The organism is Candidatus Dormiibacterota bacterium, from assembly GCA_036495095.1.
Classification (GTDB): Bacteria; Chloroflexota; Dormibacteria; order Aeolococcales; family Aeolococcaceae; genus CF-96.
On sequence record DASXNK010000079.1, the window covers coordinates 1 to 24101 of the forward strand.

Sequence of the window (24101 nt, forward strand, 5' to 3'; positions counted from 1 at the left end):
TACCTCGAGTCCGGCGACCTCACCGCGAAGACCCCCAAGCAGGTGATCACGTACCGCATCAACCCGAAGGCGGTCTGGTACGACGGCACGCCGATCACCGTCGCCGACTTCGCCGCGCAGTGGAAAGCGCTGCGCGGCACCGACACCGCCTACAAGGTGGCCTCGACCCAGGGCTACGACAAGGTCGAGAGCGTGGTGCAGGGGAAGGACGACCATGAGGTGGTGGTCACCTTCGCCAAGCCCTACGTCGACTGGCGGGGGCTCTTCAGCTTCCTGTATCCGGCGTCGACCAACTCCAACCCGAGCGTCTTCAACGACGGCTGGAAGGGGAGGCCGCTGACCACCGCCGGCCCCTTCAAGGTCGAGAGCATCGACCAGACCGCGAAGACCATCACCCTGGCGCGCAACGAGAGGTGGTGGGGGAGGCCGGCCAAGCTCGACCACATCATCTACCGCGTCATCGACGCCGACGCCCAGATCGACTCGCTGGCCAACGGCGAGATCGACTTCATGGACATCGGCCCGGACGTCAACAAGCTGAGGCGCGCCAGCACCACCAAGGGGATCACCATCCACCGGGCCGGCGGCCCCAACTTCCGCCACCTCACCATCAACGGCACCAGCGCGATCCTCAGCGACCTGAACGTGCGCAGGGCGGTGGCGATGTCGATCAATCGCTCGACGATCGCGAAGGCGCTGCTCGGCCCGCTCGGGGTGACGGCGGTGCCGCTGGGCAACCACATCTTCATGGCCAACCAGAAGGGCTACCAGGACAACTCCGGCGACGTCGGCACCTACGACCCGACCAGGGCGGCGACGCTGTTCGACGCCGCCGGTTGGAAGCTGAGCGGCACCCAGCGGACCAGGGGCGGCAAGCCGCTGACCCTGCGCATCGTGATCCCGTCACAGGTGTCGACCAGCAAGCAGGAGTCGGAGCTGATGCAGTCGATGCTCAGCGCCGTGGGGGTGAAGCTGGACATCCAGACGGTGCCCTCGGCCGACTTCTTCGACAAGTACATCACCCCCGGCGACTTCGACCTCACCGTGTTCTCCTGGCTGGGCACGGTGTTCCCGATCAGCTCGAGCAAGTCGATCTACGCCAAGCCCAAGAGCGTCGGCGGTCAGCTCGACGTCCAGCAGAACTACGCACGGACCGGCTCCGACCAGATCGACCAGCTCTTCGACCAGGCCACCAGCGAGTTCGACACCACCAGGGCGCTGGCTCTGGGCAACCAGATCGACACCCTGATCTGGCAGGAGGTGCACTCGCTGACCTTCTACCAGCGGCCGGAGATCATCGCCTCCAAGTCGACGCTCGCGAACTTCGGCGCCTTCGGGTTCGCGAGCGCGCCGCTCGAGGACATCGGCTTCGTCAAGGCCTGACCCGTGGCGGAGAAGGCTGCCCAGGGGAAGGAGGCGGCGCCGGCCGCCGGCGAGGCCGAGCGCGAGCTGGCGTCGGCATTCTCGCGCTCGGTCGACGAGGGCAGCCACCGGCTGGAGCGCAGCCTGCCCGAGCTGCTCGCCACCGGCGCGGTGGGAGGGATCGACGTCACCTTCGGGGTGTTCGCGCTCTTCATCGTCGAGGCCGCCACCGGCAACCGGCTGCTCGCGGCGCTCGCCTTCGGCATCGGCTTCATCGCCCTGACCCTGGCCCGCAGCGAGCTCTTCACCGAGAACTTCCTGCTCCCCATCGCCGCCGTGGTCGCCGGCCGCCAGCCGCCCCTCTCGATCCTGCGGCTGTGGGCTGGGACCGCGGTGATGAACCTTCTGGCGGGGTGGGTGATGACCTGGCTGGTGCTCATCGCCTTCCCGGGCCTCGAACACGTGGCCCGCGAGTCCGCCGCCCACTTCACCGACTCCGGCATCTCGGGCCGCTCCTTCGCGAGCGCCCTGCTCGGCGGGGCGATCATCACCCTGATGACCTGGATGCAGCAGGGGGCGACCTCGGAGATGCCGAAGCTGGTGGCCGCGGCGCTGATCGCCTTCGTGCTCGCCGCCGCGCCCCTCGACCACGTGATCGTGGCCACCCTGGAGATGTTCGCCGGGCTGCATGCGGGCGCGACCTTCGGCTATGGCACCTGGGCGGTCACCGCCGCCTGGTTCGCGCTCGGCAACGTTGTCGGCGGGGTCGGCCTGGTCACCATGCTCCGGCTGGTGCAGGTCGGCGAGGACCGCATCCGCGACGAGCGGGGAGCGAGCGCCTCGTAGCATCGGCCTGTCCTTGACCGGGTCACGGCGCCGCTGCTACCTTACTGGCGCGCAGGTAGAAGAGGGGTTATGACCGCCATCCGGGACCTCGTCCGCGGTGTGTACGCGGCCCTCGCCGAGGGCGACGCGGCGGCTCTGGGCGTGCTCCTCGACCCCGGGTTCGAGGCCGAGGTCTCCGAGGGCATGCCGCTCGGGTGCGGGGGACGGCGCACCGGCGCCGAGGCGATGATCCGCGACACCTGGTGGGCGATCGGGCGCACCTACAGGGTGCGGCCGGAGGCCCGGGAGTGGATCGCCTGCGAGGACGGCCGGCTGGTGGTGCTGGGCCGCTACCTCGGCCGCTGCCGCTCCACCGGGCAGCCCCTCGACGCCGCCTTCGCCCACCTCTGGACCGCGGGCGACGGCCGGCTGACCGGCCTGATGCAGGTCACCGACACCGCGCTGTGGGCGGCGGCGCTCGAGCAGCCGGCATGAGGAGCTCCGCGGACCGGGTCACCCTCGAGGTCGACGGCGGGGTCGCCCGGCTCCGGCTGGCGCGACCCGACGCCCACAACGCCATCGACCCTGCGATGGTCGCCGGGCTCGGCGCGGCGGTCGCCGCCGTGGAGGAGCACCCCGGGGTGCGCTGCCTGCTCCTCTCCGCCGCGGGTCGCAGCTTCAGCGCCGGCGGCGACCTGCGCCACCTCGCCGGCATCGAGCTGATCCCCGAGGAGCTCGAGGCGATGGTGGGCGCGTACCACGTCACCCTCTCCCGGCTGGCGGAGCTTCCGGTGCCGGTGGTGTGCGCGGTGCAGGGGGGCGCGGCGGGTGGTGCGCTGGGGCTGCTCTGGTGCGCCGACGTGGTGATCGCCGCCGCCGACCTGCGGCTCGCCAGCGGCTTCGCGAAGCTGGGGCTGAGCGGTGACGGCGGCAGCACCTGGCACCTCCCCCGGCTGGTGGGGATGCGCCGCGCGTTGGAGCTCACCCTCGAGGGGCGGGTGCTCTCCGCCGAGGAGGCGCTGGCGTGGGGGCTGGTCGGCCGGGTGGTCCCCGTGGAGGCGCTCGAGGCGGAGGCGGAGGCGACCGCGCGCCGCTACGCCGCCGGGCCCACGGTGGCGTACGGCCACATCCGGCGGCTGCTCCGCACCTCGTGGTCGGCGACCTTCGAGGAGCAGCTCGCCGCCGAGCGCGCCGCGATCGTCGACTGCGGCGGCACCGCCGACGCCCGCGAGGGCATCGAGGCCTTCGCCGCGCGCCGCGCCGCACGCTTCGAGGGACGCTGAGGTGGACGCCGTGGAGCCGCTGATCGACTCCGGGCCGGTGCTCCTCGACCTCGACGGCGGGGTGGCGCGGCTGCGGCTCAACCGGCCCGACGCCTCGAACGGCATGAACCTGGCGCTGCTGCGGGCGCTGTTCGAGGCGGTGATGCGCTGCCACGGCGACCCCCGGGTGCGGGCGGTGCTGCTCAGCGGGGAGGGCGCGCACTTCTGCGCCGGCGGCGACGTCCGCGAATTCGCGCGCCGGGGCGAGCGGCTGCCCGAGTACCTCCGCGAGGCCACCACCTGGCTGCAGGCGTCGGCCTCGGCGCTCACCCGCCTGGAGGCGCCGGTGGTGGCGATGGTGCACGGCCACGCCGCCGGCGGCGGGGGCTTCGGACTGGTCTGCGCCTCCGACCTGGTGATCGCCGCCGAGTCGGCGCGCTTCCTGCTCGGCGCCACCCGGGTGGGGATGGCCCCCGACGCGGGCGTCTCGGTCACGCTCTCGCGCCTGGTCGGCCACCGCCGCGCCCTGGAGATCGCGCTCACCAATCCCACCCTGAGCGCCGCCCGGGCGCTCGAGCTGGGGCTGATCACCCGGGTGGTGGCCGACGAGGCGCTCGCCGCCGAGGGCATCGCCCTCGCCCGGGAGCTGGCCGCGGGCGCCACCCGCGCGCTCGGGGCCACCAAGCGGCTGCTCTGGGACGGCCTCGGCGCCACCGTCGAGGCGCGTCTCGCCGAGGAGGCGCGCACCGTCTCCGAGCTGTCGGGCACCGAGGACGCCCGCGAGGGACTGGCAGCGGTGCTCGAGCGCCGTCCGCCGGTGTTCCGGGGCGGCTGAGGTGCTGCTCGAGGGGCGCCGGGCCCTGGTCACCGGTGGGGCGGGTGGCATCGGCGCGGCGATCGCACGCCGGCTCGCAGCCGAGGGGGCGGAGGTGGTGATCGGCGACCTCGCCGTCGACGCCGCCGAGGCGCTGGCGGCGGAGATCGGCGGCCGCGCGGTGGGGTTCGACGTCGCCGACGCCGGCCAGGCCCGGGCCGCCGTCACCGGCGCCGGCACCCTCGACGTGCTCGTCAACAACGCTGGCGTCGACGACTTCGGCTGGTTCACCGAGCTCACCCCGGAGCGCTGGCGGCGGCTGATCGCGGTCAACCTCGAGGGGGTGCTCGCCTGCACCCACGCGGCGCTGCCGGCGATGCAGCGCGCCGGCTACGGCCGCATCGTGAACATCTCGTCCGAGGCCGGCCGGGTGGGTGCGAAGGGGAACGCGGTGTACGCCGCCACCAAGGGCGCGGTGATCGCCTTCACCAAGTCGATCGCCCGCGAGAACGCGCGCCACGGCATCACCGCCAACGCGGTCGCGCCGGGGCCGGTCGAGACCCCGATGCTCGAGGCCACCCGGCGCCTCCCCGGCGTCGGCGAGCGCCTCGTCGCCGCGATGCGCGAGGGCACCCAGCTGCGCCGCCTCGGCCGCCCCGAGGAGGTCGCCGCGGCGGTCGCGTTCCTCGCCTCCGAGCAGGCCTCCTACATCACCGGCGAGACCCTGGGGGTCTCCGGCGGCATGGGGCTGGGAGCATGAGCTCGCGGCGCTGGGACGAGCTGATCCATCCCGACCGCGTCCATGGGTCGCTGTACACCGATCCCACGATCTTCGAGGCCGAGCTGGAGCGGATCTGGTACCGCACCTGGGTCTACGTCGGCCACCTCAGCGAGGTGCCCGATCCCGACGACTTCGTGATGAAGTCGATCGGGCCGCAGCCGGTGATCATGACCCGCGACCGCGAGGGGCGGGTGCACCTGCTGCTCAACCGCTGCAGCCACCGCGCCAACCTGGTCTGCGCCGCCGAGCGCGGCCGGGCCCGCAGCTTCCGCTGCCCGTACCACGGCTGGACCTTCGGCAACGACGGCAGCCTGCTCGGCTATCCCTTCAACAGCGGCTACCAGGGCCTCGATGCGCGCGCCGAGCTCGGCCTCGGGCGGGTGCCCCGGGTGGAGACCCACCGCGGGTTCGTCTTCGGCTCGTTCGCCGAGGAGGGGCCGGGCCTGCTCGAGCACCTCGGCGCCGCCGCCGAGGCCTTCGACCGGCTGGCGCGGCTGTCGCCCGAGGGCGAGGTGATGCTCACCGCCGGCTGGCTGAAGCACCGGGTGCGGGCCAACTGGAAGCTCCTCGTCGAGAACGAGACCGACGGTTACCACCCCCAGTTCGTGCACAGCTCGATCTTCTCGGTGGCCGAGAGCGGCATCGGCGCGCTCTACACCGAGGGCTCGACGGCGCTGTCGCGCGACCTCGGCAACGGCCACACCGAGAACGACCTCCGCCCCGAGTTCCGCCGCCGCGGCGAACCCCTGGGCTGGTTCGGCACCACCCCCGAGCGCCAGCCCGACTACGTGGCGCGGATGCGCGCGGTCCACGGCGACGCCGCCGAGTCGATCCTCGTCGACGGCTCGCCCCACGTCATGGTCTTCCCCAACCTCTTCATCGCCGAGATCCAGCTCTTCGTCATCCAGCCGCTGGCGGTGGACGACACCGTCCAGCACGTCACCGCGGTGCAGCTCAGGGGCGCGCCCGACATGAACCGCCGGATGCTCTCGCAGACGGTCGGGTCGGTCGGCCCGGCGGGGCTGCTGCTCGCCGACGACTCGGAGATGTACGAGCGCAACCAGCGCGGCGTGCAGGGGCTGCGTCCGGAGTGGCTGGTGCTGCGCCGCGGCCTCCATCGCGAGCGCCTCGACGAGAACGGGCACCTGGTCGGCGACGCCACCGACGAGGTGCCGCAGCGGGCGATCTGGCGGCACTACCGGCGGCTGATGGAGGGGAGCCGATGAGCGCGGGCGCGATCGACGTCGAGCTGCTGCGCGCCGTCGAGCAGTTCATCTACCGCGAGGCACGCCTGCAGGACGAGCACCGCTATGCGGAGTGGGAGGCGCTGTGGACCGACGACGCCCTCTATTGGGTGCCCGTCACCCACGAGGCCGGCGAGCCAGGAGTGCAGATGTCGATCGTCCACGACAACCGTTCGCGGATCCGCACCCGCATCCGCCAGCTGGAGACGGGGAAGCGACACTCCCAGGCGCCGCCCTCGCGGCTGCGCCGGGTCGTCTCCAACATCGAGCTGCTCGGCACCAGGGACGGGGATGTCCTCGCCGGCGCCAACTTCCTGGTCGCCGAGTCGCGCGACCGCGGCCTCACCCTGTGGGCGGGTCGCAGCGAGTACCGGCTGCGCGGCGCCGGCGACGGCGACGGATGGAGGATGGCGGCGAAGACCGTCCGCCTCGTCGACTGCGACCGTCCCCTGCCCACCCTGTCGTTCCTGATCTGATGAGCGCGCGCGTGTACGACGAGGTCGACATCTCCTCCACCGCCTTCTGGTCGCAGCCGCCCGAGCAGCGCGAGCGGTCGTTCGCGGTGCTGCGCCGTGAACGGCCGGTGTCCTGGCACCGGCCCGCCGAGGGGGGCCTGGTGCCCCAGGACAGCGTCGACCCCGGCTACTGGGCGGTGGTGCGCCACGAGGACGTGGTCGCGGTGAGCCGGAACGCGCAGACGTTCTGCTCGGGCCGCGGGGTGATGTTCGAGGACATCCCGGAGGAGATCAACGAGGCGGCGACGTCCTTCCTCGCCATGGACGCGCCCCGCCACGCCACCCTGCGCCGGCTGGTGGCGTCGGCCTTCACCGTGCGCCAGGTGGCGCGCATCGAGGAGCGGATCCGGGTGCTGGCGCGCGCCCTGGTGACCGAGCTGGCGCCGCTGGGCGAGTGCGACCTGGTGGCGCAGGTGTCGGAGCGGCTGCCGGTGCTCACCCTGTCGGAGATGCTCGGCGTGGCTCCGGCGGACCGCGAGCTGGTCGCCCGCGCGGCCAACGACATGGTCGGCTGGAACGATCCCGAGCTGGTCGGCGGGCGCGAGCCGATCGAGCTCACCTACGAGGCTCTGCTGAGCCTCCTCGGGGTCGCGCTGCGGATGGCCGAGGAGCGCCGCCGCCGTCCCGGCGACGACCTGATGACCGCGCTGGTGCAGGCCGAGGTCGAGGGCGACCGGCTCACCGACGAGGAGGTCGGTGCCTTCTTCGTGCTCCTCAACGTCGCCGGCAACGACACCACCCGGCACACCATCAGCCACGGCGTCCGCCTGCTCACCGAGCACCCCGAGCAGCGGCGGCGGCTGATGGACGACTTCGGCGACCGCATCGACGGCGCCGTCGACGAGATCCTGCGCTGGTCGACGCCGGTGATGACCTTCCGGCGCACCGTCACCCGCGACGCCGAGCTGCGCGGCCAGAGGATCGCCGAGGGCGACAAGGTGGTGCTCTTCTACTCCGCCGCGAACCGCGACGCGCGCGCCTTCGACCATCCCGAGCGCTTCGACATCCTCCGTCACCCCAACCCCCACGTCGGCTTCGGCGGGGGAGGGCCGCACTTCTGCCTGGGCTTCTCGCTCGCCCGAGCCGAGCTGCGCGCGATCTTCGACGAGATGCTGCACCGGGTCCCGGACATCGAGGCGGGGCCGCCGCAGTACCTCGGCGGAAACTTCATGAACGGCATCAAGCGGCTGCCGGTGCGGTTCACGCCCACCGGTCCGCGCGGGTAGGCTGTCCCGCACCCACGTCCACCCGGAGGTCGGCCATGCAGAGGGTGCGTCACAGCCGCGACGGCGCCAGCGATGTCCATGCGGTGACGTACGCGGGGCGCTACTTCGCCGAGGAGGTGCCCAAGTACCGCATGCCCACCCGCGGCATGCCCGCCGACGCGGCGCTCCAGCTGGTCCGGGACGAGCTCAGCCTCGACGGCAACCCGGCGCTCAACCTCGCGTCGTTCGTGACCACGTGGATGGAGCCGGAGGCCGACCAGCTCTCCCTCGACACCCGCAACAAGAACCTCATCGACCAGGACGAGTACCCGCAGACGAAGCAGATCCACGAGCGGGTGATGAGCATGCTCGGGCACATGCTCAACCCTCCCCGCGAGTGCACCCCGGTGGGCACGGCGACGGTGGGCTCGTCGGAGGCGATCATGCTCGCCCTGCTCGCCCACAAGCGTGCCTGGGCGAACCGGCGCAGGGCGGCCGGGCTGCCCGCCGACCGTCCCAACCTCGTCTTCGGCGCCGACGTGCACACCTGCTGGGAGAAGTTCACCCGCTACTTCGAGGTGGAGGAGCGGGTGGTGCCGATGACCCACGACCGCTTCGTGCTCGACGCCGCCGGCGCACGCGGGCACGTCGACGAGAACACCATCGCCATCGGCGCGGTGGTGGGCACCACCTACACCGGGCAGATGGACGACGTCGCCGGCCTCGACGCGCTCGCCGGCGAGCTCGAGCGCGAGCACGGCTGGACCATCCCCATCCACGTCGACGCCGCCAGCGGCGGGTTCATCCTGCCCTTCACGGAGCCGGAGCTCCGCTGGGACTTCCGGCTCGAGCACGTGCGCTCGATCAACCTCTCCAACCACAAGTACGGCCTCGTCTACCCGGGGATGGGGACGGTGCTGTTCCGCGACCGCGGTGACCTGCCCGAGGAGCTGGTCTTCCACATCACCTATCTGGGCGGCGACATGCCCAACTACAGCCTCAACTTCTCGCGGCCCAGCACCCAGGTCACGCTCCAGTACTACAACCTTCTCCGGCTCGGCCGCGAGGGATACGCGCGGATCATGTCGAACATCATGGCCAACGCCCACCACCTCCGCGACCGCCTCCTCGACGGCGGGCGCTTCGCCCCCGCCGGCGACGGGCGGCTGTTCCCGGTGGTCGCGCTGCGCGCCCTCGATCCGCAGAGCCTCGACCTGTTCGCGCTCTCCCAGCGGCTCCGCCAGCGGGGCTGGATCGTGCCCGCCTACCCGCTGCCCGCGGACGCCCAGGACATCACCGTGCTGCGGATGGTGGTCCGCGAGAACCTCAGCCGGGACATGTGCGACATGCTCGTGGACGACGTCGACGCCGCGGTCCGGGACGTCTGGGGTCCGACCAGCGGGCCGCCGGTGGCCCACGGGATGCGCCGGCAGGATCCGCGGCCGGTCTGCTGAGGGGGTGGGAACCGGGTTCACCCGGGCCCCCGGTGGATTCCGCCTCCCTGTAATCGGAATGAAAGGCGGGCGGTCCGAGGATGGCGGCCATGGACACCCCTCTGATGCCGGATCCCGCCTCCGGTGAGAACTCCCCGGAGCTCGGCGTGCCGGCTCCCGGGGTGCACGGCGGTCATCCGGACGCGGGATCCGCGTCCGAGCCAACGCCGGCGTTCGCGGCGTCCGAGCCCTGGGCCTCGCCCTCGCCCTCGCCCTCGCCAGTCCCGGGCGGCTGGGCACCCCCGGTCCCCCCGCCGCCGGCCTGGCCGCAGCGCCCCTGGGGGCCCGCCTCGGAGGGGCCGCCCCCGGCACCGCCCGGCCGTCGCGGCCTCGCCCTCGCCTTCGGTGCCGCGCTGATCGCCGGCGGCGTCGCTGGCGCCGCGGTGATGGGGACGGTCGGCAACCGGGCCGGCGGCTCGGCGACGGCCAGCACCCCGGTGACCACCCCCGCCCCGGTCCAGCAGCGGCCCTTCGGCGGCCGCCTCGGCAACCCGTACCCGGGGGGCACCGGCTCGTCCGGCACCACCACCACACCGTCGACCGTCGATCCGACCTCGGTCGCCGGCAAGGTCGATCCCGCGGTCGTCGACATCACCTCGAACCTGACCAGCGGGACCGCCGCGGGCACCGGAATGGTGATCACCGCCGGCGGCCAGGTGCTCACCAACAACCACGTCATCCAGGGCGCCACCTTCATCACCGCCCAGATCGGCGGCACCGGCAGGAAGTACAGGGCCACCGTGGTCGGCGCCGACCCGGCCGACGACGTCGCCCTCCTCCAGCTCCAGGGCGTCTCCTCCAACCTCACGACCATCAGCATCGGCGACCCCTCGAAGGTCGCGGTCGGCGATGCCATCGTCGCCCTCGGCAACGCCCTCGGCCAGGGCGACTCCGCCGCCGCCGGCAGCGTGGTCGCGGTGGGTCAGACGATCACCGCCACCGACGACACCGGGGCCAACGCCGAGACCCTGACCAACCTCATCCAGGTCGACGCCAACGTGCAGCCGGGCGACTCCGGCGGCCCGCTGATCGACGCCACGGGGAAGGTCATCGGCATGGACACGGCCGCCTCCACGAGCGGTCGCGGCTTCCGCTTCCGGGGCACCTCGGCCCAGGGCTTCGCCATCCCGATCGACACCGCGATGTCGATCGTCCAGCAGCTGCGCACCGGCGGCGGCGCTCCCCAGACCGCGGCCCAGACGGCGCTCCTCGGGGTCCAGGTCGCCGACGCCTCCAGCCAGGGCACCACCGGCGCCCTGGTGGTCGGCATCGCCCCCGGCACCCCCGCCGAGAGCGCCGGGCTCGCCGCCGGCGACGTGATCGTCACCTTCGGCGGCAAGAGCATCACCTCGGCGCCGACCCTGAGCACCGCGGTCAAGGCGACCAAGCCCGGCGACCGGGTGAAGGTCACGTGGCTCGACCAGAACGGCCAGCAGCACAGCACCACCGTTCAGCTCGCCGGCCAGTCTGCACCGGCAGCCTGAGCAACCCTCCTCCTCGCCCCTTCCATCAGGCGGCCCGCCGGCCCCCGGGAACTCTTCCCCCGGGGCGCAGGCGGGCCGTGCTGCGTCCAGGCTCTCCCAGCAATCTCCCAGAGTCCTCCCAGCCGGCTCCCAGGCCGGACCGGCATGATGCGGTCATGGACGACCTCACCCGCATCCTCGTCGTCGACGACGAGCGCTCGATCACCGACCTGGTGGCGATGGCCCTGCGCTACGAGGGCTTCGGGGTCCAGACGGCGGCGAGCGCCCGTGACGCCCGGGCCGCGCTGATGGACTTCCGGCCGGCGCTGGTGGTGCTGGACGTCGGCCTCCCCGACGAGGACGGCTTCACCTTCGTGCAGCGGCTGGTCTCCGACGGCCTGAAGGTGCCGGTCATCTTCCTGACCGCCCGCGACGCCACCGAGGAGAAGGTGCGCGGCCTCACCGTCGGCGGCGACGACTACGTCACCAAGCCCTTCAGCATCGAGGAGCTGGTGGCGCGGATCCGCGTGGTGCTGCGCCGCCACCAGCCCGAGGCGGCGGAGCAGAGCAAACGGCTGGCGCTCGCCGACCTCGAGCTCGACGAGGACACCCACGAGGTGATCCGCGCCGGGCAGCTGGTCGAGCTCACCCGCACCGAGTTCCGCCTGCTCCGCTACCTGCTGATGAACGCGGGACGGGTGCTCTCCCGGGCGCAGATCCTCGACCACGTCTGGGACTACGACTTCGGCGGCGACGCCAGCGTGCTGGAGACCTACATCAGCTACCTGCGCCGCAAGATCGACTGGGCGGAGCCGGCGCTGGTGCACACCGTGCGTGGTGTCGGCTACGTGCTCCGGGTGCCCCGCAGCGCCTGAGATGTCGCTTCGCCTCCGGCTGCTGATCACGCTGTGCCCGCTCTTCGTCGTCGCCCTGCTGGTGGCCGACGGCGGCACCTACGTGGCGCTGCGCTCGTTCCTGCTCTCGCGGATCGACAGCCAGCTCAGCGACGGCCACCAGGCCGTCGAGCAGACGCTCGAGGCCAGCGCCGGCCTGGCCGGCGGTCACGGGCCGGGAGATCGCGGCTCCGGCGGTCCGGGCGGGGGCGGTCCCATCCCCCTCCCCACGGGCGCGTACGCCGAGCTGCGCAGCCCGTCCGGCCAGGTGCTCGCCACCTACGCCTCCTACGTCCCGGGGCCCGGGGACACCGCGGCGCGTCCCGTCCTCCCCGCCGACCTCACCCCGCCACCGTCGCCGCGGCTGCTCACCGTCCCCGGAAGCGGCGGGGTCGGCAGCTACCGGGTGTACGTCGAGACCGCATCGGGCGCGGCTGCCGGTGACCTGCTGATGGTCGCCATGCCCCTCGACGACGTCGCCACCACCCTGCGCCAGCTGCTCCTCCTCGAGCTGGCGATCGCCGGCGGCGTCACCCTGGTGGTGATCCTCGCCACCGCGGTGCTGGTGCGGCGGGGGCTGCGGCCGCTGGAGCGGATCGGCTCGACGGCGCGCTCGATCGTGCTCAGCGACCTCAGCCAGCGGGTGAGCCCGGCCACCGAGAACACCGAGGTGGGCCGGCTCGGCCTCGCCCTCAACAGCATGCTCGGCCAGCTGGAGGCGGCCTTCGTCGAGCGCGAGGCCAACGAGCAGCGGCTGCGCCACTTCGTGTCCGACGCCTCCCACGAGCTGCGCACCCCGCTCACCTCGATGCGGGGATACGCCGAGCTGCTCCGCCGCACCACCGACATGTCCGCCGAGGACATGACCCTGGCGATGCGCCGCATCGACGAGGAGACCCAGCGCATGGGCATCCTCGTCGACGACCTGCTGCTGCTCGCCCGCCTCGATCAGGGACGCCCGCTGGAGAGCCGGCCGGTCGACCTCGAGGCGCTGGTCGCGGACGCCTGCGCCGACGCCAGGGCCGCCGACGGCGGGCGCCCGATCAGCACCCGGGTGACCGCGCCCCTCGTGGTCGCCGGCGACCAGATGCGGCTGCGCCAGGTGCTCTCCAACCTGCTCCGGAACGCCCTCGTGCACACCCCCGCGGGCACCCCGATCGAGGTCGGGCTGCGCCGCGTCGACGGCAGCGCCGTGCTCGAGGTCGTCGACCACGGGCCGGGCATCCAGGCCGAGCACGCCGGCCGCATCTTCGAGCGGTTCTACCGCGCCGACGCGGCCCGGAGCGGCGATCAGGGTGGCAGCGGCCTCGGCCTCAGCATCGCCGCCGCCGTGGTGCAGGCCCACGGCGGCCGGATCTCCGTCGACCGCACCCCGGGCGGCGGTGCGACCTTCCGGATCGTGCTCCCCCTCCCCGACGGACGCGGAGTAGGCTCACCCCGGTGACGCGCATGCGAGTCCTGGTGGTGCTGGTGGTCGCGGTGGTCGCCGCCGTCGCCCTGTTCGGCCCGGGGCACCTCGCGACCATCGCCATCCTCATCGGCCTGGCGTTCCTCGCCCTCGTGGCCGTCGGCGTGGTCCACGGCCTGCGCGACGGGCTGGCGGGCGACCGCGACGAGGCCGGGCCCGAGCCGCCCTCCGGGCCGGGGACGACGAACGCCGGGTCGTGAGGTCAGGCGCCGCCGAGGACCTCGTTCCACTCGCGGATGGTCCAGCTGCGGACGACGCCGTGGATTGCACTCGCAGCCAACTCCCAGGCAGCGCCCAGGGTCGTCCCAGCCGCCGCCGTCACCGTGGGGATCGTTCACCACGTCGGACGATCCACCAGGGAGACCCAGCCATGACCCCGGCCCCGCAGCCTCCGACCCCGATCGACCGCGACCGGGCGCTGGCGCTGCGCCGCCGCCTCACCGCCGCGGTGGGGATCGGCGGCGCCGCCGCCGTCGGCGCCTTCGTCGCCCTCGGCTCCACCGGAGCGGCCGGGAACGCCACCGCATCCACGGTGGCCACGACCACCCCCGTGACCACCGCGGCGCAGAGCGTCAGCGCCGCATCGAGCTCCGGCACCGCCGCCGCGGCGCCCACCGCCGCCCCCACGCTGGCCCCGTCGCCCACCCCGGTGTCGAGCGGCTCGGGCAGGGCCCACGCCGTGAGCGGCGGCTCCGGGGGGGGCTGACGGCGATGCTGGCCGCCGCCGACGGTCGCGCCATCGGTACCTCGGTTCGGGTGGTGGTCACGCGCGCGGACCGGCTCGGCGAGGCCGGGGCGGCGGTCGACGGCCTGATCCGCGAGGTCGACGAGGCCTGCAGCCGCTTCCGCGAGGACAGCGAGCTGCGCCGGATCCAGGCCCGGCCCGGCGCCGAGGCGCAGCTGTCGCCGCTGCTCGCCAGCCTGCTCGCCGCCGCCCTGCGCGGCGCCGAGCTCAGCGACGGCGCCGTCGACCCCACCGTGGGGACCGCGGTGCGGGCGGCCGGCTACGAGGGCGACTTCGCCTCGGTTGCGGCCGAGGGTGGCCCGATCTCGCTGACCGTGCGCCCGGTTCCGGGCTGGCGGCGGATCCGGCTGGACCCGGCTCGCCGCACCGTCGTCATCCCTCCCGGGGTCGAGGTCGACCTCGGCTCCACCGCCAAGGCGCTCGCGGCCGATCTGGCCGCCACCCGCGCGCTCGCGGCGATCGGCGGCGGCGGCGGCGTGCTGGTGAGCCTCGGCGGCGACATCGCCGTCGCCGGCGATGCGCCCGAGGGCGGCTGGCGGATCCAGGTCGCCGACGACAGCGACGCGCCGATCACCGCCGACGGGGAGACCGTGACCGTCACCGCCGGCGGGGTGGCGACGTCGAGCACGGCGGTGCGTCGCTGGACCAGGGGCGGGGTGGTGCTCCACCACATCATCGACCCCGCCACCGGCCTGCCCGCCGCCGGCCCCTGGCGGACGGTGACGGTGGTCGCCGCCAACTGCCTCGACGCCAACATCGCGGCGACCGCCGCGGTGGTGCGCGGGGCGAGCGCGGTGGCGTGGCTGGAGTCGCTGCGGCTTCCCTCGCGGCTGGTCGGGCACGACGGCGCCGTGACCCGGGCGGCGGGCTGGCCGGAACGCCGCTGGCGCTCACCCTGAGCAGAGGATCTCGCCGAGGCGGATGATCGCGAGGACATGCCGCACAAGCTGAGCGCGGGGATCCTCCTCCATCGCATCACCGACCAGGGTGCCGTCGAGGTGCTCATCGCCCACATGGGCGGCCCCTTCTGGCAGCGCAAGGACGCCGGCGCGTGGTCGATTCCCAAGGGCGAGCACCTCGCCGAGGACGACCCGCTCGAGGCGGCCCGGCGGGAGTTCCAGGAGGAGATCGGCGTCCCCGTGCCGGCGTCCGAGTTCCTGCCGTTGGGAGAGGTCACCCAGGCGGGCGGGAAGGTCGTCTCGGTGTGGGCCGCGGCCGGCGACCTCGACCCGAGCACGGCGGTCAGCACCACGTTCGAGATGGAATGGCCGAGGGGATCGGGGCGGATCCGGACGTTCCCGGAGGTGGACAGGGTGGCCTGGTACGGGATGGAGGGGGCACGGGCCCGGCTGGTCCGGGGGCAGCTCCCCTTCCTCGATCGACTTGCTGAGGCGCTCCAGGGTCAGGATCGGCAGGGCCCCGACGGCATCCGGACGGGCGGTGCCAGACTCCCCACCGTCGACGATGGGCGCTGAGGGAGGTTGCGGTGGGCCGGGCGGCGGTGGTGACCGGAGGGGGGCGCGGCATCGGAGCGGCCACGGCGCGGCTGCTGGCCGCCCAGGGGTGGGACGTGTGCGTGAGCTACCGCGCCGACGCCGGCGCCGCCCAGCGGGTGGTGGACGAGTGCCGCGCGGCGGGCCGCAGGGCGATCGCCGTGGGCGCCGACGTCTCGTCGGAGCACGACGTCGCCGCCCTGTTCGAGCGGGTCGACGCCGAGCTCGGCCGTCCTGGCGCGCTCGTCAACAACGCGGGCATCGTGGGTGCGAGGAGCCGGGTCGAGGACATGACCTTCGAGCGGATCGAGCGGATGATGTCGGTCAACGTTCTCGGGTCGTTCCTCTGCGCTCGCGAGGCGGTCCGGCGCATGTCGACCAACAACGGCGGTGCCGGCGGTGTGATCGTCAACCTGTCGTCCGCCGCGTCGAGGCTCGGCAGCCCCGGTGAGTACGTCGACTATGCCGCTTCCAAGGGTGCGATCGATACCATGACCATCGGGTTGGCGCGCGAGGTGGCGGCCGAGGGGATCCGGGTCAACGCCGTCCGGCCTGGCATCGTCGATACCGACATCCATGCCAGCGGCGGCCAGCCGGACCGTGTGGCGCGGCTCGGTCCACAGATCCCGATCGGGCGGGCGGGCGATCCGGCCGAGGTCGCCGCCGCGATCGCCTGGCTCTGCTCCGACGCGTCGTCGTATGTCACCGGCGCGCTTCTCGACGTCAGCGGCGGCCGCTGAGCGCCATCACAGCCGGCGCTCGGACGCCGGGTCCAGCACGGATCACTCGAGCCGCCTCAGCGCCCGCCGGCGCACTGGGGCAGCCCCGACGAGGGCTGGCCGGAGTCGCCGCAGTAGAGCACGCCGTGGGTCCTGATCGGGATGTCGATCAGCCGGTCCAGGGTGGCCACCACGGCGATGGTCACGACCAGGAAGAACACGAGCGCGAGACGGACGATGAGGCGGTCGGCCCGCCTGATGCCGAGGGCTGCCGAGCCGCCGCCGGAGTGCTGCGGCCGCGCCGGCCAGGGTTCCACCGGTGCCGGGACGAACGGCCCGACGGTGCCCCAGGTGGGCGCGATCGCAGTGCTCACCACCGCCGCGGGTGTGGCGGCCGCGGCGACCGGTCCCCAGGCGGGCGGGGACCCGGTGCGCCCCGGAGGGAGCGCTGGATCGGACCAGGGATCGCGACCCCCGGTCCGGGCGATTGCCGGCAGGTAGGAGAGAATCGCCGAGCCGTCGGGCAGCGCGCGCACGTACCCACGCCGGGCGAGGTCGCGGACCACCCCCACCACATCCGGGATCAGGAGCGGCACCTCGACCGGTCGACGCAGCTGCGGTCCGAGGCGGAGGGTGATCTGGGCGGCCTTCAGCGGCCTGACCGGGGACCACCGCCACCAGTCATCGATGATCCCGAGAACGGCCTCCTCGGTGACGAGCTCCACATCCCCTCCGGCGCCCTCATCGACGGGACCTGGGATGATACCGCCGCGCGCGGCACCGCGCACCGGCCGGTGCCTCGGTGGGGCTCGACCTGCTCATGGTCAGCCGGCGGCGTGGAGGGTGATCGTCGTCCTGCCGTGGCAGCTGCAGCAGACCAGTGCGAAGCGGTGGAGCCCGCGGTACGGATGGACGACCTGAGAGGTGCCGCAGCGGCCGCAGGACACGGTGATGCCGTCTCCGACCGGGGTGCGGCCCTCGCGGAACCGACGGATCATGGAGTCCTCGACCGTGTCTGCGGCGATCTGGTCCGGGTTGGCCGTCGCGGCCTCGAAGGCCGGCGTCGCAGGCCGCGCGTCGGGGTCGTGGCGCCGCCGGCGGCAGCCCAGGCGTCGACCCAGGGGGGACGAGGTGTGCTGGTCACTCTGGAAAATGGCGAGGGCGAACAGGATCACCGTCACCAGCACCAGCACGGGCACGAAGATCATCAGGTCCGCCAATGTCGACCCATCCCACGGATGACGCCAGTCCATGCCGCCAGCCTGAATGCCACACCGTGCTGGCCATCCGTCCTTCGGGACAGAAGAGCCTGTACCTACCCCCAGGCAGCGTTCAGCTCGGGGTGCCGGGGAGCAGGTTCTCCTCGTCGGCTGTGATCTGCAGGGCCAGGAACTTCGAGTATGTGCGAGCCTGCTGGAGGTTTCCGCCCATGAACCAGAGACGGTCATGGCCGGAGCGGCGCCAGATCGTGCGGAGCTCACCCTCGTCGTCGAGGCCCCATACCGGCGAGCAGCGATCGGCGACCTTGTCCCCCAGCAGCTGACGGGCGCTCTCGCGCATGTTCTGGTAGCCCGTCGCCAGCACGACCACGTCGGCGGCCAACGAGGTTCCGTCGGTGAAGACGACGCCGCCCTCGGTGAACCGCTCGATCTCGACGCCCTGCTTGATCTTGATCTTGCCGTCGACGATGAGCTGGGAGGCACCGACGTCGATGTAGTAGCCACCGCCCCGAGTGAGGTACTTCATGAACAGGCCACTGCCGTCGTCGCCGAAATCGACCTTGAATCCGGCCTTCTCCAAGCCGGCGAGCAGCTCCCCGTCGAGGTCGGCGAGCACCCTGGTCGCCTGTTTGTGCAACTCGCCGACCAGCGGGAACGGCAGCGACGAGAACATCATGTCCGCGTCCTCCACCGGCGGGCCACCCTCCTCGTAGATCCCTGCGAAGAGAATGGCGATGCCGTTCTCGCTGCTCATCACGTAGCTGCTGGAGCGCTGCACCATGGTGACATCTGCACCCTGCTCCCAGAAGTCGTGGGCGATGTCGTGCCCGCTGTTGCAGGAGCCGACCACGACGGCCTTGCGGCCGGTGAATTCCCGCCCACCGCCGTGGGCGCTCGAATGGCGGACCGTCCCGGCGAACTTGTCGACGCCGGGGATCTCCGGCATCTTCGGTACGCCGCTCATTCCGGTGGCCACCACGACGTGGTGGGGGTGCAGCGTCCGCTGGGTGCCGTCCTGGCGGCGGACCCGCACCGTCCACCGCCGGGCCTCGTCGTCGTACTCGCCGCCCAGGAACTCCGTCCCCGTCCACACGTTGAGCTCCATGGCCGCCACGTACGTCTCGAACCAGCCGGCGAGCTTGTCCTTCGGAGTGAAGACCGGCCAGTGAGGCGGGAAGGGCAGGTACGGCATGTGGTCGTACCAGACCGGGTCGTGCAGAACCAGCGAACGGTACCGGTTGCGCCAGTTGTCCCCGACCCGGAGGTTGCGCTCGACAACGAGGGTGTCCACACCGAGTTGCCCGAGACGCGCCGCGATGGTGAGGCCGCCCTGACCGGCACCGATGACCACCACCCGCGGCTCGGTGTCGGTGAACTCCCGCACCGCCTCACGCCGCTCGAGCCAGCTCTGGCGGGCTCGCTGTTCGCCGTGGATCACGCCCCTGGCGCGCCGGGGGCCGAGCTGCTCCTCGAAGCCCTTCAGCGCGTCCATCGTCGTGAGCACCGTCCAGGCCTTCCAGGGACCCTCACCGTCGCCGGTCGGCATCAACCGGAAGAATCCGGAGCCGCTGGCGACGCCGGTCTCGAAGTCGAAAAAGGCCTGCACCCACCTGGTGTTCTCGTCGATCTCGACGGTGGCGGGTTCCCTGCCCTCGGTGAGCCGGAAGTCGCTGGGGCGGGTGTCCTCGAGCGCCGCGGTGAGGGCACCGGTGATGGCGCCGGTGCCGTGGAAGGTCCGCAGGTCCCAGGTGAAGGCGAGCAGGTCGCGCCACCAGCCGTCGGGCAGGAAGAGCGCCTCGATCATGTCCGGGCGACGCTGCTCGAGTGCCACACCGAAATCCGCCAACCATCCGCTGGCAACTTCGCGGGCCGACGGAACGACCGCCGTCGGTGCGCAGGGCGTCTCGAGGGTCTCGCTCATCGGGCCTCACTCCAGCACGGCCGTTCGAACCTACATCAATCCGTGGTGATGATGGGCGATGGGTGCGGCGGGGTCAACCGCCTCCGTCGTCGGCGGATGCGGTTCTGCGACCCAACCGAGGATCCGTTGCAGGCGGAGGATTGCGGTGAGAACATCCGGCGCCATGCGACGGATCATCGTGGTGGGGCCATCGGGAGCCGGGAAGACGACGACTGGGCGCGAGCTCGGTGCGCGCCTTGGGCTTCCCTTCGTTGAGCTCGACGGGCTGTTCTGGGAGCCGGGATGGAAGCAGGCGCAACCGGAGACGTTCAAGAGGCGAATGCGGACCGCCGTGTCGTCGGACAGCTGGATCCTTGATGGCAATTACATGAGCGCTGCCTCGCTGGAGGTGAGCTGGCCGCGCGCGGACACGATCGTGTGGCTCGACCTGCGGAGGCGGACGACGGTGCGCCGGGTGACGGTGAGGACGGTGAGCAGGGGCCTGCGAAGGACGGTGCTGTGGTCAGGAAATCGCGAATCGATCCGGAGAGCTCTGGCCGGCGGCTCGATCATCCGCTGGGCGTGGAGCTCACACGGGAAGTACGTCAGCCGTTACGGCGCGCTCATGCGCGACCCGGTGTGGGGGCATCTGTCATGGGTGCGGCTGCGCTCTCCGCGTGAGGTGCGGGCGTGGCTGCGCTCGCTGGTGCCTGGCACCGCGCTCTGACGGCTCGACGGATCAGGGCGGTCCGACCCGGGCCAGCACACAGCGGCTGCGAGCAGCGCGGACTCGCCGGCTGGCGGGAACGAGCTCGCACCGGCGTGTGAGACGAGACCGACGGCCTACACACGCCGTTGACGGGGATCTCCGGCCCGCCGATACTCCGCGGCGGCGCCAGGAACCAGCCTCCCGACCAGCCCGGGCAGAGCTCGACCGACCAGGTGGCCGGCGGCGGTGCAGACGCCGCCGGTCCACCCACCTGATCCGGCCGGCTTCGTCGCCGCTACGGAGTCGGGCTCGGGGTCGCCGCGGGTGCGCCGCCGTGCACCCCGCCGCGCATCAGTGGCAGGGTGAACCGCGTTTTCGCCTCCGAGCTGTCGGCGAACGCATTGCTCACCTTCGGGAATCCCTCGGAGTTGAGCCGGTCCGTCCAGTAGCTGAGCGCATCCGGGCTCTCCGGGTCGCGCTGCAGGTACCGGTGGTACAGCAGCTTCACGACCACGTCCGGGCTGCCGGCGACCGGCTCCGGGTTGCCGGTCGGTCCGGCGAACTCCCAGAAGGCGAGCAGGTCGGCCTGCGCCTGGGGGCCGCTCCTGTCACCGGCTGCCTGGGCGACGATCAGCTGGCCGACATTGGTCCATGCCAGCTTGGGGATGCCGCCGGTGCCGACGTAGCAGAAGAGGTGGCCGTGCGCGGTGGGGGAGGCGATGCTGTCCTGTGCCTCGACTCCGGCGATGGGATAGGTCGACGCCGCGAAGTAGCCCGACTCCGGGTCGGCACAGGCGCCGCTGTACGCCGTCCCCACCGACCTCCCCGCCTCGCCCTGGATGTTGAGCGCCAGCACGTGGTGGAAGTGGAGCTCGAGGTCGCCGTAGTTGGAGAACTGCTGGAACACGACGCTGTGGGCGCCGGGGTGGTCGGGCGAGGGCTGGCACTCGACCTCGGCGATCGTGGTGTCGTAGTGGTTGGCGTAGCGGTGGCAGTTCTGCACGAATGGCGGGAAGCGGGTCGCCAGCGACCGCTCCGCGGCGGTGGGATACGGGGGCGGGCCGGCCTTCGCCGCCGGCGCGACCGGGCGCCCGCCGGAGCGGGAGTGCATCAGCAGCCCGGCGCCGGCAACCGCGACCGCCACCATCGCGGCGGTGCCGGCGAGCACCGGCATCATCCGGCGGCGTCCCCGCGGGCGGTCCCCGGCGGCCGCCGGGCTGTCCGCCGGCGGCGGCGGAGGCGGCGTCGCGGCGGGCTGCGAGACCGCGGCGGCGCCGGTCGCGGCGGCCGGGGCCTCCGCCGGCGCGAGCGTCTCCGCCTCCACGGGCGCCTGCTCCGCCTCGGCGGCGGGCTCGGCGGTGCGCGCCCGCACCGCGGTCAGCTGCTCGCCGATGCGCTCGCGCGAGGGATGGGCGGCGACCAGCGCGGTCAGCTCGTCGACCAGGGCCTCGTGCCGCTCCAGCTCGAGGTCGGCCTCGATGCGCTCCTCGAGCGCGGTGAGCCGCAGCTCCTCGATGCGCGCCACCTCGGCGCGGGCCGCGCCCTCGAGGCTGACGCCGTCGAACGCCGGTCCGCGCCAGAGCTCGAGCGCCTCGCGCAGCACCGCCGAGGCGCGCTCCGGGGTGGAGCGGCGCAGCCGCCGGCCCTGCTCGACGAGGCGCTCGAAGCGGCCGAGGTCGACGTCGTCGGCGTCGACCCGGAGCAGGTAGCCGGGGGAGCGGTTCACCAGGATGCTTGGGGTGCCGCCACCGCCCCGGGTCCGGCCGGGCTCCAGCGCCCGCCGCAGCGTGGTGACGTGGGTCTGCAGCGCCTTCGCCGCCGCCTCCGGCGGGGTCCGGTCGCCCCAGAGGGCGTCGACGAGGCTCTCGGTGGAGACCACCATGTTGGTCTCCATCAGCAGCCGGGCGAGCAGCGCGCGCTGCCGGCCGGTGCCCACGGAGAGCTCGCGGTCGCCGTCCCAGACCTCGAGCGGCCCCAGCACCCTGAAGTCGAGGTGGGGCGGGGGCTCGGGAACCGGAGTGGCGGGGGTGGCGGCGGTACCCCCGGCCGCCGTGGCCCGCCTCGGGGTCCGCACCGGCGGGGGTGCGACCACCCGGGTCTCCGGCACCGGCGCGGGTGCGACCACCCGGGTCTCCGGCACCGGCGCGGGTCCGGGCTGGACCACCCGGGTGTCGGACACCGAGCCCGGGGTGGCGATGACCGTCGCCGACGAGCGGCGCCGTGCCCGGGTGGCACCGGCCCCGCGCGTCCCCCGCTCGCCGAGGGCGCGCCGCGCCGCCGCCGCCAGCTCGGTGCCGGTCGCGTAGCGCTCCTCGCGCGACTTGGCCATCGCCCTGACCACCACGGCGTCGAGCCCGAGCGGCAGCCCCGACCGCTTCGCGCTCAGCAGCGGCGGGTCCTCCGCGAGGTGCGCGTAGATGCTCGCGGCGTCGTTGTCCTTCTGGAAGGGCGGCACCCCGGTCAGCGACTCGTACAGCACGCAGCCGAGCGCGTAGATGTCGGTGCGCCCGTCCACGCTCTCGCCCTTGATCTGCTCGGGCGCGACGTAGTCGAGGGTGCCCACGTACTGCCCGGTCTTGGTGAGGCTGCGGGTGCTGCTGTTCTTGGTGATGCCGAAGTCGGCGACGTAGGCGTGGTCGGAGCTCTGCGGATCGGCCCGGGGCACCACCAGGATGTTCGCCGGCTTGACGTCGCGGTGGTACAGGCCGCGGGCGTGTGCGGCGTCGAGCGCGCCGCCGACCTGGGCGACGATCGCGACCGCGCGCGCCGCGTCGAGGGGGCCCTCGCGACGCACCAGCGCGCCGAGGTCGCAGCCGTCGACGTGGCGCATGGCGATGTAGAGGTTCCCCTCCGACTCGCCGGCCTCGTAGATGGGAATGATGTTGGGGTGGTCGATGGAGGCGGCCAGCCGGGGCTCGCGGGCGAAGCGCTGGCGCACCCGCTCGTCGTTGGACAGCTCGGTGGCGAGGATCTTGAGGGCCACGCGTCGCTGCAGCCGCAGGTCGAGCGCGAGGTACACGATGCCGACCCCGCCCCGGCCGAGCAGCCGTTCGATGCGGTAGCCGGCGAACTCGGCTCCCACCTGCGGGATGCCGCTCATGTCAGCCCCCCCCTCCCTCCACTGAGTCCCGAGAAGGATAGCCGAGCCCGGGCCCGGTGTCCTCAGCCGCTCTCGCCGTTGGCGGCGGCGGCCACCCGGCAGGCGACGAGGGTGACGTTGTCGCGCGAGCCCGCCTCCAGGGCGGCGTCGCAGGCGCGGGTCAGCAGCCCCTCGAGCGGACCCTCGCCGCCGAGCAGGCGGCCGAGCTGGTCACCGCCGAGGGGGTCCCAGGCACCGTCGCAGCAGAGCAGCAGGACGTCGCCGGCGCGCAGCTCCACCGAGAAGCGGTCGGCGTCGACGGGCTCGCCGGTGAGCGCCCGGGTGAGCAGGTTGCGTGGCGGGTCGGCGGCGCCTCCCAGCTCGAGGTGCCCGGCGCGGATCGCCTCGGCGAGCACCGAGTGGTCCTCGGTGACCTGCGCCGCGCCGCCGTCGCGGAGCAGGTAGGCGCGGCTGTCGCCGACGTTGCTGATCGACGCCCGTCCGGCGCTCACCGCCGCCAGCACCAGGGTGGTGCCCATCACCGCGCCGCCGTGGTCGCGGCGCAGCTCGGCGATCGCCGCATTGGCGCTCTCGCCGGCCTCGCCGAGGCCGGCATGGGGATCGGGGCTCACCCGGAGATGATCGGCGGCGTGGCGCACCGCCAGCACCGCGGCCTCGCGGCCGCCAGCGTGCCCGCCCATCCCGTCGGCGAGCAGCAGCAGGCATCCGCGATCGGGGTCGAGCGGCACCAGCGACCAGGCGTCCTGGTTCTCCGCGCGCACCGTGCCGCGGTCGCTGACGGCGGCGAGCTCGAGCAGGAGACCGCCGTCGGCGGCAATGGCGGCCTGCATGATCCGCGCCTCGGTCACCACCAGCCCCCTCCTCACCCGCGGGTGCATGTCCGTGGTGCC

The 24101-nt window shown here is 73.1% G+C and carries 24 protein-coding genes; 19 read left to right on the plus strand and 5 right to left on the minus strand.

Features of this window, described 5'->3' with window-relative positions:
* The 18 genes from VGL20_07800 to VGL20_07885 form a co-directional block, all read left to right on the plus strand.
* The coding region (locus VGL20_07800; GenBank protein HEY2703576.1) for an ABC transporter family substrate-binding protein at window positions 1-1383 on the plus strand (1383 nt) is incomplete at its 5' end.
* Between the two features lie 3 nt (window positions 1384-1386).
* Window positions 1387-2208: a formate/nitrite transporter family protein gene (locus VGL20_07805; GenBank protein HEY2703577.1), complete on the plus strand. Its 822-nt coding sequence runs from the start codon at window positions 1387-1389 to the stop codon at window positions 2206-2208.
* Window positions 2209-2277: 69 nt separating this feature from the next.
* Window positions 2278-2682, plus strand: coding sequence for a nuclear transport factor 2 family protein (locus VGL20_07810; protein HEY2703578.1), 405 nt, complete (start codon window positions 2278-2280; stop codon window positions 2680-2682).
* On the plus strand, window positions 2679-3470 hold the full coding sequence (locus VGL20_07815) for an enoyl-CoA hydratase-related protein (protein HEY2703579.1): 792 nt from the start codon (window positions 2679-2681) through the stop codon (window positions 3468-3470). Before VGL20_07810 ends, VGL20_07815 begins: the two co-directional genes overlap by 4 nt.
* A 10-nt stretch (window positions 3471-3480) precedes the next feature.
* Entirely contained in the window at window positions 3481-4284 is an 804-nt protein-coding gene (locus VGL20_07820; GenBank protein HEY2703580.1) for an enoyl-CoA hydratase-related protein, read from the plus strand.
* A 1-nt stretch (window position 4285) separates the two neighbouring features.
* Window positions 4286-5023 (plus strand): SDR family NAD(P)-dependent oxidoreductase, encoded by a 738-nt coding sequence (locus tag VGL20_07825; protein ID HEY2703581.1) that lies wholly within the window; start codon window positions 4286-4288, stop codon window positions 5021-5023.
* Entirely contained in the window at window positions 5020-6270 is a 1251-nt protein-coding gene (locus VGL20_07830) for an aromatic ring-hydroxylating dioxygenase subunit alpha (protein ID HEY2703582.1), read from the plus strand. The genes VGL20_07825 and VGL20_07830 overlap by 4 nt, the downstream gene beginning before the upstream one ends.
* Window positions 6267-6764: an aromatic-ring-hydroxylating dioxygenase subunit beta gene (locus VGL20_07835; protein ID HEY2703583.1), complete on the plus strand. Its 498-nt coding sequence runs from the start codon at window positions 6267-6269 to the stop codon at window positions 6762-6764. Before VGL20_07830 ends, VGL20_07835 begins: the two co-directional genes overlap by 4 nt.
* On the plus strand, window positions 6764-8029 hold the full coding sequence (locus VGL20_07840) for a cytochrome P450 (GenBank protein HEY2703584.1): 1266 nt from the start codon (window positions 6764-6766) through the stop codon (window positions 8027-8029). The genes VGL20_07835 and VGL20_07840 overlap by 1 nt, the downstream gene beginning before the upstream one ends.
* A gap of 35 nt (window positions 8030-8064) precedes the next feature.
* Window positions 8065-9462, plus strand: coding sequence for a glutamate decarboxylase (locus tag VGL20_07845; protein HEY2703585.1), 1398 nt, complete (start codon window positions 8065-8067; stop codon window positions 9460-9462).
* A gap of 89 nt (window positions 9463-9551) precedes the next feature.
* Window positions 9552-10985, plus strand: coding sequence for a trypsin-like peptidase domain-containing protein (locus tag VGL20_07850; protein ID HEY2703586.1), 1434 nt, complete (start codon window positions 9552-9554; stop codon window positions 10983-10985).
* Window positions 10986-11140: 155 nt separating this feature from the next.
* A complete protein-coding gene (locus tag VGL20_07855; protein HEY2703587.1) occupies window positions 11141-11839 on the plus strand; it encodes a response regulator transcription factor in 699 nt (232 codons plus the stop codon).
* Between the two features lies 1 nt (window position 11840).
* Window positions 11841-13301, plus strand: a complete 1461-nt coding sequence (locus tag VGL20_07860) for a HAMP domain-containing sensor histidine kinase (protein HEY2703588.1) — start codon at window positions 11841-11843, stop codon at window positions 13299-13301.
* Complete coding sequence (locus VGL20_07865; protein HEY2703589.1) at window positions 13298-13525, plus strand: hypothetical protein; 228 nt, start codon at window positions 13298-13300, stop codon at window positions 13523-13525. Before VGL20_07860 ends, VGL20_07865 begins: the two co-directional genes overlap by 4 nt.
* 170 nt (window positions 13526-13695) lie before the next feature.
* Window positions 13696-14031 carry a hypothetical protein gene (locus VGL20_07870; GenBank protein HEY2703590.1) on the plus strand — a complete coding sequence of 112 codons (336 nt, stop codon included), beginning with the start codon at window positions 13696-13698 and terminating at the stop codon, window positions 14029-14031.
* A gap of 5 nt (window positions 14032-14036) precedes the next feature.
* A complete protein-coding gene (locus VGL20_07875; GenBank protein HEY2703591.1) occupies window positions 14037-14969 on the plus strand; it encodes an FAD:protein FMN transferase in 933 nt (310 codons plus the stop codon).
* A 36-nt stretch (window positions 14970-15005) separates the two neighbouring features.
* Complete coding sequence (locus VGL20_07880; protein ID HEY2703592.1) at window positions 15006-15545, plus strand: NUDIX domain-containing protein; 540 nt, start codon at window positions 15006-15008, stop codon at window positions 15543-15545.
* Between the two features lie 11 nt (window positions 15546-15556).
* Window positions 15557-16303, plus strand: coding sequence for an SDR family oxidoreductase (locus tag VGL20_07885; protein HEY2703593.1), 747 nt, complete (start codon window positions 15557-15559; stop codon window positions 16301-16303).
* 56 nt (window positions 16304-16359) lie between these two features.
* Here VGL20_07885 and VGL20_07890 read toward each other — a convergent pair whose 3' ends face one another.
* From VGL20_07890 to VGL20_07900, 3 genes are all read right to left on the minus strand, one after another.
* Entirely contained in the window at window positions 16360-17007 is a 648-nt protein-coding gene (locus tag VGL20_07890) for a hypothetical protein (protein HEY2703594.1), read from the minus strand.
* A 99-nt stretch (window positions 17008-17106) separates the two neighbouring features.
* Window positions 17107-17490: a hypothetical protein gene (locus VGL20_07895; GenBank protein HEY2703595.1), complete on the minus strand. Its 384-nt coding sequence runs from the start codon at window positions 17488-17490 to the stop codon at window positions 17107-17109.
* Between the two features lie 124 nt (window positions 17491-17614).
* Window positions 17615-19333, minus strand: coding sequence for an NAD(P)/FAD-dependent oxidoreductase (locus tag VGL20_07900; protein ID HEY2703596.1), 1719 nt, complete (start codon window positions 19331-19333; stop codon window positions 17615-17617).
* Window positions 19334-19586: 253 nt separating this feature from the next.
* Between VGL20_07900 and VGL20_07905 the strand changes: the two genes are divergently transcribed.
* Complete coding sequence (locus VGL20_07905; GenBank protein ID HEY2703597.1) at window positions 19587-20129, plus strand: shikimate kinase; 543 nt, start codon at window positions 19587-19589, stop codon at window positions 20127-20129.
* A 277-nt stretch (window positions 20130-20406) separates the two neighbouring features.
* On the opposite strand, the gene VGL20_07910 is transcribed toward VGL20_07905, so the two are convergent.
* Together VGL20_07910 and VGL20_07915 are read right to left on the minus strand one after the other, a co-directional pair.
* The gene (locus VGL20_07910) at window positions 20407-23211 is read right to left on the minus strand and encodes a BTAD domain-containing putative transcriptional regulator (GenBank protein ID HEY2703598.1); all 2805 of its coding nucleotides are present in this window, start codon (window positions 23209-23211) and stop codon (window positions 20407-20409) included.
* Between the two features lie 62 nt (window positions 23212-23273).
* On the minus strand, window positions 23274-24059 hold the full coding sequence (locus VGL20_07915) for a protein phosphatase 2C domain-containing protein (protein ID HEY2703599.1): 786 nt from the start codon (window positions 24057-24059) through the stop codon (window positions 23274-23276).
* Window positions 24060-24101: the final 42 nt, after the last annotated feature.

Bases quoted from the DNA above. Each gene is read 5' to 3' on its own strand.
- VGL20_07810 (HEY2703578.1), top strand. From the start codon at position 2,278: ATGACCGCCATCCGGGACCTCGTCCGCGGTGTGTACGCGGCCCTCGCC.
- VGL20_07815 (HEY2703579.1), top strand. From the start codon at position 2,679: ATGAGGAGCTCCGCGGACCGGGTCACCCTCGAGGTCGACGGCGGGGTC.
- VGL20_07830 (HEY2703582.1), top strand. From the start codon at position 5,020: ATGAGCTCGCGGCGCTGGGACGAGCTGATCCATCCCGACCGCGTCCAT.
- VGL20_07835 (HEY2703583.1), top strand. From the start codon at position 6,267: ATGAGCGCGGGCGCGATCGACGTCGAGCTGCTGCGCGCCGTCGAGCAG.
- VGL20_07840 (HEY2703584.1), top strand. From the start codon at position 6,764: ATGAGCGCGCGCGTGTACGACGAGGTCGACATCTCCTCCACCGCCTTC.
- VGL20_07845 (HEY2703585.1), top strand. From the start codon at position 8,065: ATGCAGAGGGTGCGTCACAGCCGCGACGGCGCCAGCGATGTCCATGCG.
- VGL20_07850 (HEY2703586.1), top strand. From the start codon at position 9,552: ATGGACACCCCTCTGATGCCGGATCCCGCCTCCGGTGAGAACTCCCCG.
- VGL20_07855 (HEY2703587.1), top strand. From the start codon at position 11,141: ATGGACGACCTCACCCGCATCCTCGTCGTCGACGACGAGCGCTCGATC.
- VGL20_07860 (HEY2703588.1), top strand. From the start codon at position 11,841: ATGTCGCTTCGCCTCCGGCTGCTGATCACGCTGTGCCCGCTCTTCGTC.
- VGL20_07870 (HEY2703590.1), top strand. From the start codon at position 13,696: ATGACCCCGGCCCCGCAGCCTCCGACCCCGATCGACCGCGACCGGGCG.
- VGL20_07875 (HEY2703591.1), top strand. From the start codon at position 14,037: ATGCTGGCCGCCGCCGACGGTCGCGCCATCGGTACCTCGGTTCGGGTG.
- VGL20_07880 (HEY2703592.1), top strand. From the start codon at position 15,006: ATGCCGCACAAGCTGAGCGCGGGGATCCTCCTCCATCGCATCACCGAC.
- VGL20_07895 (HEY2703595.1), bottom strand. From the start codon at position 17,490: ATGATCTTCGTGCCCGTGCTGGTGCTGGTGACGGTGATCCTGTTCGCC.
- VGL20_07905 (HEY2703597.1), top strand. From the start codon at position 19,587: ATGCGACGGATCATCGTGGTGGGGCCATCGGGAGCCGGGAAGACGACG.
- VGL20_07910 (HEY2703598.1), bottom strand. From the start codon at position 23,211: ATGAGCGGCATCCCGCAGGTGGGAGCCGAGTTCGCCGGCTACCGCATC.